This window comes from Cellvibrio sp. UBA7661 (assembly GCA_002483365.1).
GTDB lineage: Bacteria > Pseudomonadota > Gammaproteobacteria > Pseudomonadales > Cellvibrionaceae > Cellvibrio.
This window is the reverse complement of record DLHT01000018.1, coordinates 368,048-383,796: the sequence shown is the minus strand read 5'-3', so window position 1 is coordinate 383,796 and position 15,749 is coordinate 368,048. Positions and strand designations below refer to the sequence as shown.

Sequence of the window (15,749 nt, the reverse complement as noted above, 5' to 3'; positions counted from 1 at the left end):
TCCGGCATTTAGCCCATTTGCTGGGCGAGTGTAGCTTGGCGCTTAGTGCAAATAATCAAACTCATATTCGCATGTGTCGCGCGCGAGTTTTTTGGCTTCCTGCTTTTCTTCCAATTTGCGGCGGCATTCCATGTTGCGGCGTATTTGTTGTTTCTTGCTTTTTGAAACTACGACATCGGCAATAAAGTTAGCCATTGCACTTTCAATAATTTCCAGATCATCCAGCATGTTTTCGGTGCTCATAAAAATCCCCGGTGCGGTAGTGGAAAATGCCGTAAGCATAAAAAAGCGGCGTGACAAAACGGTGAATAATTGGCGACAAACTGATTAAACCTTGAACGTGGTTGGAACCTTTTAAGGCAAGTGTTTGCCAAGCGGCAAAGATTGGCCTGCTTTGTGCAAAATCTCTCCCAGTAACGAATTTTGTGAGTGCAATGCCAAATTATTGTCGCCCACAGGTAAGCAAGTGAGGATTTTGATCATGACTGACCGTGTCGATATCAGCCGTTTGTTGGGCGATATGCGTGCCCTTAAAGCCCAAACACAAGTATTTCAGCGCCCGCAGGGGGTAGGTGATACGCCTGCTCCGGGGATGCGTAATCTTGGCGCTTTGCCGGTAGAAGGTGCGGTGAAAACGCCAAGCTTCGGCGATTTAATGACGCAGGCGGTGAACAAAGTAAATGAAGTGCAAAAGACATCCAGCTCAATGGCCGATGCTTACGAGCGCGGTGTTGCCGGTGTGGATATCACCGATGTGATGATCGCCTCGCAAAAAGCCTCAGTTTCGTTTCAGGCGATGGTGCAGGTGCGCAATAAATTAATTGATGCGTATCGCGATGTAATGAATATGCCGATTTAACCGTGTGGTACTTGATGGGTTTTTAGGGCTTATCGCTGACACATTGGTTACCCCAGCGTTGTTTATCAAAATAAAGTTCAAGGTGTTGTAATTATGGCTACCTCTGCCGCAACTGAATCAGAAAATGCACCAGCCAAACCAAAGTTGGGTGGCGATTTTTTAGAGGGTTTAAGCAGCCTCAACCTGTTACGCCAAATTGGTTTGATGCTCACCTTGGCTGCCAGTGTGGCCATTGGTTTTGCGATTGTGATGTGGATGCAAGGGGAAGATTACCGCCCCTTGTATGGCCGTATGGATAATCTTGACGCTGCCAATGTGGTAGATGTTCTCGAGCAAAATCAAATCAACTTTAAAGTAGACCAAAACAGCGGAGCAATTTTAGTCGCCAGCGAAGATGTTCATATGGCGCGATTGAAATTGGCGGAATTTGGTCTGCCATCCAGCCCAACCCAGGGCTTTGAGCTGATGGATAAAGAGCAGCCTTTGGGTACCAGCCAATTTGTAGAGGGCACGCGCTACCAACGCAGTATTGAGGGTGAACTTGCGCGCACCATTACCAGTATTACCAGCATTCGCAGCGCACGCGTGCATTTGGCCATTCCGAAAAAAACCGTATTTGTACGCGATGCAACCAATCCCACCGCATCTGTTTTTGTTGAAGTGTTTGCTGGCCGGAGTGTTGAACCAGCGCAAGTAAAAGCGATTATGAATTTGGTTGCTTCATCTGTACCGGGCATGAAGACGGCGGATGTCACCGTGGTTGACCAGCATGGCAATTTAATATCCGTTGGTGACGATAATGTCGATTTATTATTGGCTGCAAAACAGCACCAATATTCCAAAGAAGTTGAAAGCAGCGTAATTAAGCGCATTAACGGTATTTTGGAACCGGTTGTAGGCGGTGGTAAATTCCGTGCAGAGGTGAGTGCAGATATTGATTTCACCGCAATTGAGCAAGCAGCAGAAACCTTTAACCCGGATTTGCCCGCTATCCGCTCCGAACAAACACTGAATGAAACGCGCCGTGCAGGTGATGTTGCCGCTGGTATTCCCGGCGCGCTGACTAACCAACCGCCAGGTACTGCAGAGGCGCCGGAACAAATTGATCCAGCGACAGGGCAGCCGGTAGCAGCGGCAGCGCCAACCAATAATCGCGAACAAGCAACGCGCAATTATGAGTTGGATCGCACGGTGAGTTACACCAAACATCAACAAGGCACACTCAAACGTTTGACCGTTGCGGTCGTGGTTGATGACAAAGTAGTCAAAAATGCCGATGGTACTGAGACTCTGGTGCCCTGGACTGAAAACGAATTGGAACGTTTGTCTATACTGGTGAGGGATGCAGTGGGTTTCAGCGCCGTGCGTGGCGATAGTGTGAATGTATTGAACTCACCTTTTGCCAATCGCGTAGTTGATCCGAATGTGGGTGTTGAACTCCCCTGGTGGGAGGTGTGGGTAATGCCCAACATCAAATACATCGCCAGTGTTTTGGTTATTTTGTTGATTATATTTGGCTTGTTGCGCCCAATGTTCAAAAGCCTCTCCAAGCAGGGTGGCAAGTTGGCGGAAGAAGAAGAGGCTCGCCAATTGGCTGCGCTGGAAGCGGCAGGTGGTATGAACGGTTTGGAAAATATGTCCGATGAAACCGTGACACTCACCGGTGGCCACGCACTTATGTTGCCGGGGCCAGAACAAGGTTATGAAGAACAAATTAACGCTATTAAAGGCTTGATTGCCGATGATCCGGGCCGTGTTGCCCAGGTTGTTAAGAAGTGGATAAACCGCGATGACTGATGCAAATGATAAAACGGCCGCCAAGCCGCCCGCACTGAAAATGCGTTACGTGGATCAGGCAGCGATTTTATTGATGTCGCTGGGTGAAGCGGATGCAGCGGAAATCCTCAAGCACATGGGGCCAAAAGAAGTGCAGCGCATTGGTGCTGCCATGACCCAATTACAAAACGTGCAACAGTCAGAAGTGCAGGCCGTACTGGCCAATTTTTTGGATGAAGTGCGCACGTTGACCGGCTTGGGCGTCGGTGCAGACAATTACATCCGCAAAATGTTGGTAACAGCATTAGGCGAAGACAAAGCCAACAGCTTGATTGACCGTATTTTGATTGGCGGCAACACCACCGGTTTGGATACGCTCAAGTGGATGGAGGCGCGCTCCGTTGCCGATATCATCCGCAACGAACACCCGCAGATTCAGGCGATTGTGATTGCGTATCTGGATTCTGACCAATCCGCCGAAATCCTGACGTATTTCCCCGAGAAGGTTCGCCTCGACATTATGATGCGTGTTGCATCGCTCGATACCGTTCAACCCAGCGCACTGCAAGAATTGAATGACATTCTGGAAAAACAATTCTCGGGCAATGCTGCATCGCAAACCAAAGCCATGGGCGGTTACAAAGTGGCGGCGGAAATCATGAACAATTTGGATGGTTCGATCGAAGCGGAATTGATGGAAGGCATCAAAGAAATCGACGAGGACATGGGCAACCAGATTCAGGATCTTATGTTCGTGTTCGAAAACCTCAAAGATGTGGACGACCGTGGAATTCAGGCGCTGTTGCGCGAAGTATCGTCCGATGTACTGGTGGTTGCACTCAAAGGTGCCGACGACGAACTCAAAGAAAAAATCTTCAAAAATATGTCCAAACGTGCGGCGGAATTGCTGCGTGACGATTTGGAAACCAAACCGCCAATGCGCTTGGCCGATGTGGAAGCGGCGCAAAAAGAAATCCTTATTACGGCGCGCCGTATGGCCGATGCTGGCGAAATTATGTTGGGTGGTGGCGGCGACCAAATGGTGTAAACCATTTGGTCTACGCTATAGCACTGCGTTAACGGGATAAATCACCCATGTCCGATAATCATTTGCAAAACCGTATTCCTGCGGAAGCCGCCGAAAGTGTAACCACTTGGGTGCTTCCTCCTATCACTGAGCACGGCAAAATTTTGTCGTCTACTGAAAAAGAAGCGCGTGAACGGCGTGAGCGTTTATTGCGTCGCGAAAAAGAAACCATCGAAGTTGTTGAAATTCCCGAACCGGAACAGCCTGCCCAATTGGGTATGACGGCTGAAGAAATGCAGGCAATTTTTGATGCAGCTGAAAAAGACGGTTTTGAACAGGGGCATAAAGAAGGTTTTAACAAAGGCAATACAGAAGGTTATGAGGCAGGCCGTCAGCAGGGCTTGATGGAAATGCGTGCGCAATTGGTAGCAGAACAGCAGCGCTTCCAAAAATTAGCGCAAGCCTTACTGCAGCCACTGGCTGAACAAGATGACGATACCGAGCATTTATTATTGGATGTGATCTGCACGCTCACCCAAAGTGTTGTACAGCGCGAATTACTCACCGATTCATCACATATTTTAGGTTTGGTAAAAAGTGCGATCGATGCGCTGCCAATCGGCAGTAAAAATATCCGTGTCTGTTTGAATCCGGATGATCTGGCTGCTGTGGAAAACTATGCAGCTGAGCAGCAATTGAATTGGAGTTTTTTTGGTGATACTGAACTCCAACCAGGTGGTTGCCGTATAGAAACGCCAGAAAGCCGCGTCGATTTTTCGGTATCAACGCGCTTGCAAACGGTATTGGAACAATTTCTTACCAAGCAATTAGCGAGTGCGGATGGCGATGAAGAAGATGCTTACCCCGGCGATGCTTATCCGGACGAAACGGATGACGACAAAGGGAACAAACGTGAGCTGTCGTCCGGCGAACAGGATGGGCTTTGATTATGACTGAGCGCCAGTCGATCAATGCCCGTATCCGAAGCTATGCACCGCGCAAGTTGGCAGTCGTTGAACCGCAAGCCGAGGGGCGCATTACCCGTTCGGTTGGCCTGACATTGGAAGCGGTGGGCTTGAATGTATCCGTCGGTCGCCAATGCGAAATTATCAACAGCGACAACCGCCGTATTGAGGCAGAGGTCGTAGGCTTTGCGGGCGATAAAGTGTTTTTAATGCCGGTCAAACGCGTTGAAGGTTTGCAACCCGGCGCGCGCGTTGTGCCTGTCGCCACCCAGATGGGAATGCGTGTTGGCCCGCATTTGCTGGGGCGCGTGGTGAATGGAATTGGCCAACCTCTTGATGGCAAAGGTCCACTCATCGGCGATGAGTTTCTCGATTTTAACCCGCGTGAAATTAACCCGTTGCAGCGTCACCCCATCAGCGAACCGCTGGATGTGGGGGTTCGCGCGATCAACGCGTTGATTACCGTCGGGCGAGGGCAGCGCCTTGGTTTGATGGCGGGTTCCGGCGTGGGTAAAAGTGTGTTGATGGGGATGATGACCCGTTTCACGACCGCCGATGTCGTCGTTGTGGGGTTGATTGGTGAACGCGGCCGTGAAGTAAAAGAATTTATCGACCATATTTTAGGTGAAGAAGGCTTGCGCCGTGCAGTGGTAGTGGCATCGCCTGCCGATGACGCGCCCTTAATGCGTTTGCGCGCGTCGCAGTTGTCGAGCCGGATTGCCGAGTATTACCGCGATCAGGGTTTGAACGTTTTGTTGTTAATGGATTCCCTCACTCGCTATGCCCAGGCGCAACGTGAAATTGCTCTGGCAATTGGTGAGCCGCCTGCAACCAAAGGTTATCCGCCGTCGGTGTTTGCAAAAATCCCGCAGCTGGTGGAGCGCGCCGGTAATGCTGCGGAAGGTGAAGGTTCGATTACGGCATTTTATACCGTATTGACGGAAGGCGATGATTTGCAAGATCCCATCGCCGACTCGGCGCGGGCTATTTTGGATGGCCATGTGGTGCTATCGCGCCGTTTGGCAGAAGAGGGGGTTTATCCTGCTATCGATGTGGAAGCGTCTATCAGCCGTGCGATGCAAAACATCGTAGACGATGAACATTTGAAGTTGATGCAGCGTTTCAAGCAGTTGCTGGCGCGCTATCAACAGAACCGTGATCTGATCGCGATTGGTGCATATACACCGGGGGCTGATCCGGATACGGATCTGGCGATTGAGCGTTTTCCGCAATTGCGCGCGTTTATCCAGCAGGGAATCAAGCAGGGTGTCCGCTTTCCTGAATCGGTTGCCAATCTTAAAGCAGTGCTCAAACCACCGGCCAATACCAAGGCCAATAGCCCATTAGCGGCGCAGCATCGGCAAAAATGACAGTGAGTGACTAAATGGCGGTATCCCGCGCTAAACGTATGCAGGTGGTACTGACTCTGGCGGTGCGCCAGGAGGACGATGCTGCCAAAAAGCTGAGCCAATTTCGCGAGCAGTTAGCGCAGGAAGAGCGCCAGCTAGCGGACTTACGAGATTATGCGGCGCAATATTTGCAGGCACAAAGTGCGTTGCGCGAGGGGGTGCTGGCCCACGAGCTCATCAATTACAGCAGTTTTATTAATCGATTAAATGAAGCATGCCGGGAGCAAGAGGCCAAAGTCGCCCGTTTTTTGGCGATGCAGGAAAACTTGCTCAAGCAGTGGCGGATCAAGCACCAGAAGCGAAAATCGATCGAAGATCTGATTGTTCGTCTGGAGCACGAAGATAACCTGATACTGGAAAAGCGCCTGCAAAAAGAACTGGATGACCTGACTTCGCAACAGCTGCAACGTCAGTCAGATGCAGGCTCGTAATTCCGGTTTTATCAGCTATCCTTAGGTTGAATTACGGGGGCGCGCCTCCGTTGGCCTGTTGCAGGCTTTGGGAATGTTCAGATGTTTTAATGAGGTAAGACATGGCGATCACGTCAACAGTATCCCCTGATGGCAATCAAGTCACTATATTCATACAGGGGCGTTTTGATTTCAGTTCCCACCAGGAATTCCGCGGGGCTTATGAAAAGCTGGCTCATGCGCCTATGCATTACCGTGTCGATTTACAGGGTACCTCCTATCTGGATAGTTCCGCATTGGGCATGTTGCTATTGCTGCGCGATTACGCTGGCGGCGAGCAATCCAATATCCAGATTGTGAATTGCGCACCCGATGTAAAAAAGATATTGCTCATCTCCAACTTCGAACAATTGTTTGATATCCAATAATCATGCTGTGCCGGATGCTGGCGTTCAGTACTCTGACCTCCAATGATGTAGACGTGTTTGCACTCTATGGCGAATGCAGTGGGTTGACGTGGTGCGATGTATGGAAACGATCTTATGAATGAAGTCCGTCGTTTGAAAATTCTGGTCGCGGACGACACGGATTCCGATAGGCTGATACTGGAAAGTATCGTGCGTAAAGAGGGGCATCAAGTTGTTTCTGCTTGCAATGGATTGGAAGCAATTAATGTGTATATCGCTGAGCGCCCTGATATTGTTTTGCTCGATGCATTAATGCCAGAACTTGATGGATTTGATGCAGCACGTCAAATCAAGGAATTGGCTGGCGATGAATTAGTCCCGATTATTTTCCTCACCTCGTTGTCCGATACTGAATCCCTTGTCCAATGCCTCGATGCCGGGGGCGATGATTTTCTCTCCAAGCCGTATAACCGGATTATCCTGCAGGCCAAAATAAAATCGTTTAACCGCATGCGTGAGTTGCATAGCACCATGCGCAACCAACACAAGCAGATTGTGCAATACAACAACCGTTTGTTGCAGGAGCAAACCGTTGCCAAGCATGTGTTTGATAATGTCGCCCACAGCGGTTGTTTAAATGCAAAAAATATACGTTATTTTTTGTCGTCCCTCGCTGTTTTTAATGGTGATGTTTTGGTAGCAGCCATGCGCCCGTCGGGTAGTATGATGGTGTTGTTGGGTGATTTTACCGGGCATGGTTTGCCGGCTGCGATTGGTGCTATGCCGTTGGCGTCAACCTTTTATGGGATGGTGCCAAAAGGCTTTTCGATGACCGATATTTTGCGTGAGATTAATGGCAAATTAAAAAATATTTTGCCAGTCGGCATTTTTTGTTGCGCCACCATGATTGATATTAATTTTCGCAAAAAACGCCTGAAAATTTGGAATGGCGGATTGCCGGATTGTTTTATTTACCACCGTAAAAATGGGCACATTACACCGGTGAAATCGACCCACTTGCCACTGGGTGTGTTATCAAACCGTGCATTCAAAGATAATTGTGAATATTTTGAATTGGAATTGGGTGACAGGATTTTCCTCTGGTCTGATGGGATTCATGAGGCGCGAAATGCAGAGGGAGATATGTTCGGTGAGGAGCGACTAAAAGAGGTTTTTGCACGCAATACCAATCCGGATTATTTATTTACAAATATTCTGGAAAGTGTGCAGCATTTTGTTGGCAGTGGTGAAAAAGATGACGATTTATCGCTGCTGGAAATTCGTATGGATGAGCCTGCGCAGGTCAACAGTTTTTCCAAAGAGGCGAGCGATCGTTTTGGTAATGCTGAAATTGAATGGCAAATGAGTTTTGAGGTAAAACCTACCAGTTTCAAGGTGTTTGATCCCTTGCCGATGTTGCTCAACGTACTCATGGAAGTGCCCAGCTTGCGTGCCTTTAGCAGTACCCTTTATACGATTCTCGCCGAACTCTATACCAATGCACTGGAGCACGGTGTTTTAAAGTTGGATTCAGAGCTGAAAAAAACACCGGATGGTTTCTCTGATTATTACGCGTTACGGGAAGAGCGCATCAATACAGTGACGGAAGGTTTTGTGCGCATCTATATTTTCCACAAAACCAATGAAGACGGTGGTTTATTAAAAGTACGTATTGAAGACAGTGGGGACGGCTTTGACCATAGGTCGCGTGCCACTGATAATCTGGCGAGTTTTGGATATAGCGGGCGCGGCATTGCCTTGGTTGAAAAGCTCTGTGGTACCGTAACTTACCTGGGGTGCGGTAATATCGTTGAAGTGGAATTTTCCTGGATTAGCGATGACTAATCCTGAGCAACGGTAGGGGAAGACAGCTTTATCTTCTACCCGAATACAATATCCTCTCAAGAATGTGGAGATGCTGCTTTATGGAACACCTGGATCTGGATACGTTAAATACGCTCAAGCAAGTGATGGAAGATGATTTTTCCCTTTTGGTTGACACGTTTATTCAGGATTCATCAGACCGTATTGCCAGTTTGCGCCAGCTGATTGAGGGTAGCGATGCCGATCAAATCCGTCGCGCTGCGCACAGTTTTAAAGGCAGCAGCAGTAATGTGGGAGCCGTACAGTTATCTTCGCTGTGCGCTGCCATGGAAAAGAAAGCCTTGGCGGGTAATTTTAATGGTTTGGCCGCAGACCTTTCCCAAATAGAAAGCGAATTCGCCAAAGTGCAAGGTTCGCTCCGCGCATTTGCTTGACCCTGTCTTTTGACGTTTGGCCAGCTTGGCACTCCCCTTGCAATTTCTCTCCTGACCCCCCGTTATTAGCGGCCAAACGGCAAGAGTTTGCCATGGCTTGGAGTAGGAGTAGCAGATGAATAATGGCAACCTTTTGAACAGCTTGTTGGGCGCAACCGGTACCAACTCTGCCGCCGCAAAATCAACCGTACCTAAAAATCGTGCGGATACCACAGAAAAGTTCCAACAGGCGTTTGAACAGGCGCGGCCAGAAGTTGCCGCCCGCAAGCCTGCTGCGCGAAAAGAACCTGATCGCCAGGATGATGCGCGCCCGGTTGCGGCTAAATCGGATAACCGCCCGGAACCGGCAAGCCGCGCAACTGACCACAAAAAAGCAGCCAAATTCGAAGAAAACCGTGGTGCCCCGGTGCGAGATGCATCGACAAAAGAATCGTCTCAACCGTCGCGATCTGCGCGGCAAGAAAAAACGGTTGGCGACAAAGTGGCAGATGAACAATCAACCACGGCTATCGATAGTGCTAATAGCGAAAATCATGCAGCAGATAAAGCATCGAAAGATACTGCCATGCTTGATGCTTCGGGTTTAGTTACAACTGAGCAGGCATTACTGGATTCCGGAGCCGCAATCACTCTACCTATTGGAGTTGCAACCGCTGTAATTCAGTCTGGTCTGGTTCAGCAAGATGAACTGACAGGCACGGAAGAAACGGTATCGCCATTACTAACAGAATTGGGGTTGGGCGAGGGTGACACTGAGCTGGCGTTGGCAACAGACTCAGCTGCGCTACTGACATCAGCTCCTGCGACAGCCATTGTTCCGGTCTCGACATTACCCGATGTGGAAACAGAGGGTGATCTTGCTGCAATAGGTGTGGATATTAGAACGGTAGGGCTTAATTCACTTAATCCTGCGGTTTCTGTTCAGGCAACTGGCAATCAGCCTGTTGTTTCCAATGGTTTATCCCTGGTAGATGATGTGTTGTCCGGATCAACTGCTGCGACTGCACAAACTGAAGCGCTGACGGCCGAAGGAGAAAATAGCGACGCATCCTCTGATCTGGCGGACAATCCGGATTTTGTGCTGCTTAACAGTAAGGCAGGATTAAACAAAATGGCGGAAACCAATCTCACCAGTTTGGACAAGGTGGCTTCAACTATTACAGAACCTGCCAAGCCCGCAGCAGCGGTATTAGGCGCGTTGGAATCCATATCACGCCCGTTGGAGTCGCAATCACCTGCGGCGCGCGCGTTTGTTGTACAGACCGGCGTACCGGTGACAGTAGGATCTCCGCAATGGAGCCAGGCAGTGGGCGATAAAGTCCTGTGGCTGGCAGCACAAAATGTGAGTTCAGCCGAAATCCGTCTTGATCCGCCCGAGCTTGGCCCTATGCAAGTCAAAGTCAGCATCACCCAGGATCAAGCCAGTGTGACTTTCACCAGCCATAATCCGGTTGTGCGCGATGCACTTGACCAGCAGTTGCACCGCTTGCGTGAAATGTTTGCAGAGCAGGGGCTCAATCTGGTCAATGTGGATGTGTCCGATAAATCGTTTGCGCAGCAGCAACGCGATCAGGAGGAGTCTGGTAAATCCCGCTCGCAGGGTGATATTGAAGAGGATGAGTTGATGCCCGTTGCTATGACTTCGGTTGCATCTGTGCGGCTCGTTGATCATTACGCTTAGGAATGCCTGTAGTTCAGGCGGCTCTGTAGAAATACTGATCAATATGATCGGTATTTCTACCTCCTTGTTTTATATCGCTTTTCTTTTCTGTTTTTTTCTATTTTCAATCTCATTTTCTTCCCCCATTTCTGCGTTTCACGCTCGCAAAGCCACTAACCACTGCTAAGCTTTCAAGGGCGATACTGGCATAGGTATTGCTCAAACCCTTTTGGCATTTGAAAGTGACGGAGTTTTGACATGGCGGTAGCCCCTAAAAAAGACGCAGGCAACGCAGACGCGGACGCCGGGAGCAAAAAGAAAAAACTATTCCTGATTATTGGTCTTGCAGTGGCTCTGGTTGCTATTTCAGTAGGTGGAACCGTGGTCGCATTAAAAATGTTGTCGCCCGCACCTGCAGGCGGTGCAGCAGAAGAGCACGCAAAAGAAGCGATATTGGCACCGGCAATTTATTTTGAAATGACCCCCAACTTTACGATCAATTTTAATGTGAATGGTCGTCAGCGGTATTTGCAGGCAGCGATTACATTGTTGTACCGCGACCCTGAACTAGAAAGTTTGTTAACCCTGCATATGCCTGCCATTCGCAATGGTTTGGTGATGTTGCTCAGCAGTAAAAATTTTGATGAATTGCAAACGGAAGAGGGCAAGGAAACCCTAAGGGCAGAGGCATTGGAAATCATTCGCGGACAGTTGCAAAAAGAACGCGAGGCATTAATTGCCAGCGGTAATGGCGACAAAGTGTCTTCCGCAAATGTTGAGCAAGTGTTGTTTACTAATTTTGTAATGCAATAAGGAAACTTCTGTGCAAGATTTACTTTCGCAGGACGAAATCGATGCGCTCTTACACGGTGTTGATGACGGCGACATAGAAACCGAATCGGACGCTGAGCCGGGGGCGGTTAAAACCTATGACCTGACCAGCCAGGATCGTATTGTGCGTGGGCGCATGCCTACGCTGGAAATGATCAATGAGCGTTTTGCCCGTTATACCCGCATCAGTATGTTTAATTTGTTGCGTCGCACCGCCGATGTATCGGTTGGCGGTGTGCAGATCCAGAAATTCGGTGAGTATGTCCACACCCTGTATGTTCCTACCAGTTTGAATATGGTGAAGTTTCGCCCGTTGCGCGGAACTGCATTAATTATTCTTGATGCGCGTTTGGTCTTTAAATTAGTTGATAACTTTTTTGGCGGCGACGGCCGTCATGCAAAAATTGAAGGCCGCGAATTTACGCCCACCGAATTGCGCGTAGTGCAAATGGTATTGAATCAAGCCTTTGTGGATTTAACCGAAGCCTGGAAAGCGGTATTCCCGATTAATTTTGAATACGTCCATTCAGAAGTAAACCCATCGCTTGCCAATATTGTCAGCCCCAGCGAAGTCGTTGTGGTGAGCACATTCCATATTGAATTGGATGGCGGTGGTGGCGAAATGCATATCACCGTTCCTTATTCAATGATTGAACCCATCCGCGAAGTATTGGATGCCGGTTTACAAAGTGATAGTGATGAACACGATGAGCGCTGGGAAAAAGCCCTGCGTGAAGATGTGTTGTCGGCCAGTGTGGATTTGGAGTGCGATATCGTACGGCGCGATATTACCTTGCGCGATATTGTTGAATTGAAAGCGGGCGATATTATTCCAGTAGAATTCCCTGACTATCATGTATTAACTGCCAATGGTGTACCTATGTTCCGTACCCAGTTGGGTCAAAGTAATGGTTTTCTCGCGTTAAAAATCCGCGAATTTATTGATCGCAGCAGTGCCTACAATATTACTGGTACAAAAGTGGACGCGAACAATGCCAAGGTTAATGACGGCGCTGAACAAACCAACGAAAGTGTGAATGAAATAAAAGGTGGAAAAAATGGCAAGTGATGATATTGATCAAGATTCAATGGCGGACGATTGGGCTGCCGCCATGGCGGAACAAGCTGATGCTGATGAGGCCATCGCGAATACCGTGTCATTTGATGAGCTGAAAGATGAAATATCGTCACGCCCGACAGGTAGCCCCGATCTGGATGTAATTCTTGATATTCCTGTGTCCATTTCCATGGAAGTTGGTCGCACTTCAATCACTATCCGTAACTTGCTGCAGTTAAACCAAGGCTCGGTTATTGAGCTTGATCGTTTGGCGGGTGAGCCATTGGATGTATTGGTGAATGGAACCCTGATTGCACACGGTGAAGTGGTGGTGGTCAATGAAAAATTCGGTATCCGTATGACAGATGTAATCAGTCCTGCTGAACGTATTAAAAAGTTACGTTAAGGATTGGTAATCGCTATGTCTGTTTCGCCTGCTGCATTGCGCACTGAACCAAAAAACCTGATAAAAAAATGGAAGCTGGCAGCGCTATTGTTCATCTGCATTATCGCTGCTCCGTGTTATGCAGATGACTCATCGGTATCACAGCAAGCAGCCCAGACAACGTCAATAGATGCACCATCGCCATCATCAACGGCAGAACCAGTCGCATCAACAGCGATGCAACACAACACACAACAAAATACCCAACAAAATACAAGCGCAGCTGCAGTTACCCCTTTTTATGAAAAATCAGCGGCATCGCCAACGGCAATCACAGGTGCGCCGGGTGTAGGTAGTGGAGGGCATTTGCTTAACGTGACACTGGGTTTGTTGTTGATTGTTGGTTTGATTTTTGCGCTTTCATTTTTTGTGAAACGTTTTGGCGCAGGTTCATTCGCAGGTAATGGCCAATTAAAAGTGCTTTCATCAATGCCGCTGGGAACACGTGAGAGAATCGTATTGATTGACGCAGCAGGTCAGCAGTTATTGCTGGGCATCACACCAACCCATATCAATACTTTGCATGTGTTTACTGAGCCTGTCGTGCTCAATAATACAAACACTGCATCATCGGACTTCAGTAAAACATTAATGTCGTTGTTGCAACCCAAAAAAAATGCGGCTAACCCACATTCGGGTTCCCAATCTATCAACAACAATAATCCCGCTGCGTAGGAATTAACATGCCACGTATTTCAGCCCAAACAATGCGCAGTTTCAGCGGTGTTTTTCTGGCAATCATGTGTGTATGTCTACTGGTGTTTGGCAGTGATGTTGTAAATGCACAGACAGCACAACCTATTGTTGCTGACCCGAACGTGAATAGTTTGCCACTGACCCAGACCACACCCACCAATATGGGAAGTTTACCCGCCATTCCCGGGTTGCCCGCGTTAACCGTAAAAACTAATCCGGACGGAACCCAGGAATACACTGTGACGTTACAGATCCTGGCGATCATGACGGCACTGACATTTTTGCCCGCCATCCTGATGATGATGACATCCTTTACCCGCATCATTATTGTGTTTTCTATTTTGCGTCAGGCATTGGGTTTGCAGCAGTCGCCTTCTAACCAGATCTTGATTGGCCTTGCGCTATTTTTGACTTTGTTCATCATGCAGCCGGTGTTGAATAAAGTGAATCAGGATGCGTTGCAGCCCTACATTAATCAACAGATCGGTGCGCAAGAGGCTTTGGCAAAAACCGCTGCACCGTTTCATGCCTTTATGATGGCGCAAACACGCGAATCGGATATCGCATTATTTGTGGGAATTGCCAAGCATCCACCTATCGCGACACCGGAAGAAACGCCGTTTAGCATTCTGGTGCCTGCGTTCATCATCAGTGAATTAAAAACAGCGTTCCAAATTGGCTTCATTATTTTTATTCCGTTTTTGGTGATTGATATTGTTGTATCCAGCGTGCTTATGGCGATGGGTATGATGATGTTGTCGCCATTGATTATTTCGCTTCCCTTTAAAATTATGTTGTTTGTACTGGTAGATGGGTGGGCGATGATTGTAGGTACACTTGCTGCCAGTTATGGCATATGACGGAGGTTTGTATATGACACCCGAAGTCGTGATGGATTTATTTGCAGATGCGTTTTATCTCACTATTTTAATGTTGTTGGTCATTATCGGCCCGGGTCTGATTGTAGGGTTGGTGGTCAGTATGTTTCAGGCGGCCACCCAAATTAACGAGCAAACGTTAAGTTTTCTTCCGCGTTTGATTGTGACCATCATCAGCTTGATGATTGCTGGCCCTTGGTTGCTGACCAAATTCATGGATCTTTTTAACCGGCTTTATTCCAGTGTGCCGAGTTTGATTGGTTAGCGGAGACGAGTCCGGATTATGCAAGAGCTGATCATTTCTGAAGAACAGCTAGCGCAGTTTATCGGCCAATATCTGTGGCCGTTATTGCGTATAGGTGCATTTTATTTTGCTGTTCCCGTGATCGGTGCCCGTACAGTTCCCGCGCGCGTCCGTCTGATTCTAATGCTGTTTACAGCCATCATGATTTCACCCGTGTTGCCGCCTGCACCAACAGTTTCGTTTTTATCGGCACAGGGATTTTCAATGATCATTCAGGAAGTACTGATTGGTCTTGCATTAGGTTTTGCCATGCAAGTGGTGTTGCATGTATTTATTTTGGCGGGCCAATTTATTGCCATGAAAATGGGTTTGGGTTTTGCGGCGATGAACGACCCTTCCAGTGGTGTTAGTGTGACTATTTTGTCGCAGTTTTATTTATTGCTGTCCACATTATTATTTTTGGCCAGTAATGGTCACTTGGTGGTATTGCAATTACTGATCGATAGTTTTACGACCTTTCCCATCGGCGGCGAAGGAATGAATGTGGGGCATTTTATGACCATCGTCGATTTGGGTTCCTGGCTGTTTAGCGCCGCATTGCTAATTACATTGCCGCTTTTTACCTCGCTCATGATTGTGAATATGTCATTCGGCGTAATGAGCCGCTCTGCACCGCAAATGAACGTATTCACGGTGGGTTTTCCCATTACCTTGATTTTCGGTTTTATTCTGATGTGGTTCACGCTCGCTAATTTCCTGCCCGTGTATTTCCAAATTATGGAAGAGGGGATTGGTGTTGTTCGTACTTTGGCTCTTACACCCTAATG

Annotated in this window: 18 protein-coding genes; 17 read left to right on the top strand and 1 reads right to left on the bottom strand. The window is 48.3% G+C overall.

Features of this window, described 5'->3' with window-relative positions; translation table 11 throughout:
* Nucleotides 1-42 precede the first annotated feature (42 nt).
* Nucleotides 43-243: a hypothetical protein gene (locus B2739_RS16890; protein ID WP_331347007.1), complete on the bottom strand. Its 201-nt coding sequence runs from the start codon at nucleotides 241-243 to the stop codon at nucleotides 43-45.
* A 238-nt stretch (nucleotides 244-481) separates the two neighbouring features.
* Here B2739_RS16890 and fliE point away from each other — a divergent pair, with 238 nt between their 5' ends.
* From fliE to fliR, 17 genes are all read left to right on the top strand, one after another.
* The gene (gene fliE, locus B2739_RS16885) at nucleotides 482-859 is read left to right on the top strand and encodes a flagellar hook-basal body complex protein FliE (protein WP_331347006.1); all 378 of its coding nucleotides are present in this window, start codon (nucleotides 482-484) and stop codon (nucleotides 857-859) included.
* Nucleotides 860-952: 93 nt separating this feature from the next.
* Complete coding sequence (gene fliF, locus B2739_RS16880; protein WP_331347005.1) at nucleotides 953-2,656, top strand: flagellar basal-body MS-ring/collar protein FliF; 1,704 nt, start codon at nucleotides 953-955, stop codon at nucleotides 2,654-2,656.
* Nucleotides 2,649-3,683 (top strand): flagellar motor switch protein FliG, encoded by a 1,035-nt coding sequence (gene fliG, locus B2739_RS16875; RefSeq protein WP_331347004.1) that lies wholly within the window; start codon nucleotides 2,649-2,651, stop codon nucleotides 3,681-3,683. The genes fliF and fliG overlap by 8 nt, the downstream gene beginning before the upstream one ends.
* A 47-nt stretch (nucleotides 3,684-3,730) precedes the next feature.
* Nucleotides 3,731-4,609 carry a flagellar assembly protein FliH gene (locus tag B2739_RS16870; protein ID WP_331347003.1) on the top strand — a complete coding sequence of 293 codons (879 nt, stop codon included), beginning with the start codon at nucleotides 3,731-3,733 and terminating at the stop codon, nucleotides 4,607-4,609.
* A 2-nt stretch (nucleotides 4,610-4,611) separates the two neighbouring features.
* Nucleotides 4,612-5,997, top strand: a complete 1,386-nt coding sequence (gene fliI, locus B2739_RS16865) for a flagellar protein export ATPase FliI (protein ID WP_331347002.1) — start codon at nucleotides 4,612-4,614, stop codon at nucleotides 5,995-5,997.
* Nucleotides 5,998-6,011: 14 nt separating this feature from the next.
* Nucleotides 6,012-6,467, top strand: coding sequence for a flagellar export protein FliJ (gene fliJ / locus B2739_RS16860; protein ID WP_049629926.1), 456 nt, complete (start codon nucleotides 6,012-6,014; stop codon nucleotides 6,465-6,467).
* A gap of 101 nt (nucleotides 6,468-6,568) precedes the next feature.
* Nucleotides 6,569-6,874, top strand: coding sequence for an STAS domain-containing protein (locus B2739_RS16855; protein WP_331347001.1), 306 nt, complete (start codon nucleotides 6,569-6,571; stop codon nucleotides 6,872-6,874).
* Between the two features lie 114 nt (nucleotides 6,875-6,988).
* Nucleotides 6,989-8,698 (top strand): fused response regulator/phosphatase, encoded by a 1,710-nt coding sequence (locus B2739_RS16850; RefSeq protein ID WP_331347000.1) that lies wholly within the window; start codon nucleotides 6,989-6,991, stop codon nucleotides 8,696-8,698.
* Nucleotides 8,699-8,778: 80 nt separating this feature from the next.
* Nucleotides 8,779-9,111, top strand: coding sequence for an Hpt domain-containing protein (locus B2739_RS16845; protein WP_331346999.1), 333 nt, complete (start codon nucleotides 8,779-8,781; stop codon nucleotides 9,109-9,111).
* Between the two features lie 115 nt (nucleotides 9,112-9,226).
* On the top strand, nucleotides 9,227-10,792 hold the full coding sequence (locus B2739_RS16840; protein ID WP_331346998.1) for a flagellar hook-length control protein FliK: 1,566 nt from the start codon (nucleotides 9,227-9,229) through the stop codon (nucleotides 10,790-10,792).
* A 237-nt stretch (nucleotides 10,793-11,029) separates the two neighbouring features.
* The gene (locus B2739_RS16835) at nucleotides 11,030-11,584 is read left to right on the top strand and encodes a flagellar basal body-associated FliL family protein (protein WP_331346997.1); all 555 of its coding nucleotides are present in this window, start codon (nucleotides 11,030-11,032) and stop codon (nucleotides 11,582-11,584) included.
* 10 nt (nucleotides 11,585-11,594) lie between these two features.
* Nucleotides 11,595-12,671 carry a flagellar motor switch protein FliM gene (fliM, locus tag B2739_RS16830; protein ID WP_331346996.1) on the top strand — a complete coding sequence of 359 codons (1,077 nt, stop codon included), beginning with the start codon at nucleotides 11,595-11,597 and terminating at the stop codon, nucleotides 12,669-12,671.
* Nucleotides 12,661-13,065 carry a flagellar motor switch protein FliN gene (gene fliN, locus B2739_RS16825; protein ID WP_331346995.1) on the top strand — a complete coding sequence of 135 codons (405 nt, stop codon included), beginning with the start codon at nucleotides 12,661-12,663 and terminating at the stop codon, nucleotides 13,063-13,065. Before fliM ends, fliN begins: the two co-directional genes overlap by 11 nt.
* A 15-nt stretch (nucleotides 13,066-13,080) precedes the next feature.
* Nucleotides 13,081-13,779 carry a flagellar biosynthetic protein FliO gene (fliO, locus tag B2739_RS16820; RefSeq protein ID WP_331346994.1) on the top strand — a complete coding sequence of 233 codons (699 nt, stop codon included), beginning with the start codon at nucleotides 13,081-13,083 and terminating at the stop codon, nucleotides 13,777-13,779.
* Between the two features lie 182 nt (nucleotides 13,780-13,961).
* Complete coding sequence (gene fliP, locus B2739_RS16815; RefSeq protein WP_197085589.1) at nucleotides 13,962-14,660, top strand: flagellar type III secretion system pore protein FliP; 699 nt, start codon at nucleotides 13,962-13,964, stop codon at nucleotides 14,658-14,660.
* Nucleotides 14,661-14,673: 13 nt separating this feature from the next.
* A complete protein-coding gene (gene fliQ / locus B2739_RS16810; protein WP_049629918.1) occupies nucleotides 14,674-14,943 on the top strand; it encodes a flagellar biosynthesis protein FliQ in 270 nt (89 codons plus the stop codon).
* Nucleotides 14,944-14,961: 18 nt separating this feature from the next.
* Nucleotides 14,962-15,747: a flagellar biosynthetic protein FliR gene (gene fliR, locus B2739_RS16805; RefSeq protein WP_331346993.1), complete on the top strand. Its 786-nt coding sequence runs from the start codon at nucleotides 14,962-14,964 to the stop codon at nucleotides 15,745-15,747.
* Nucleotides 15,748-15,749 lie beyond the last annotated feature (2 nt).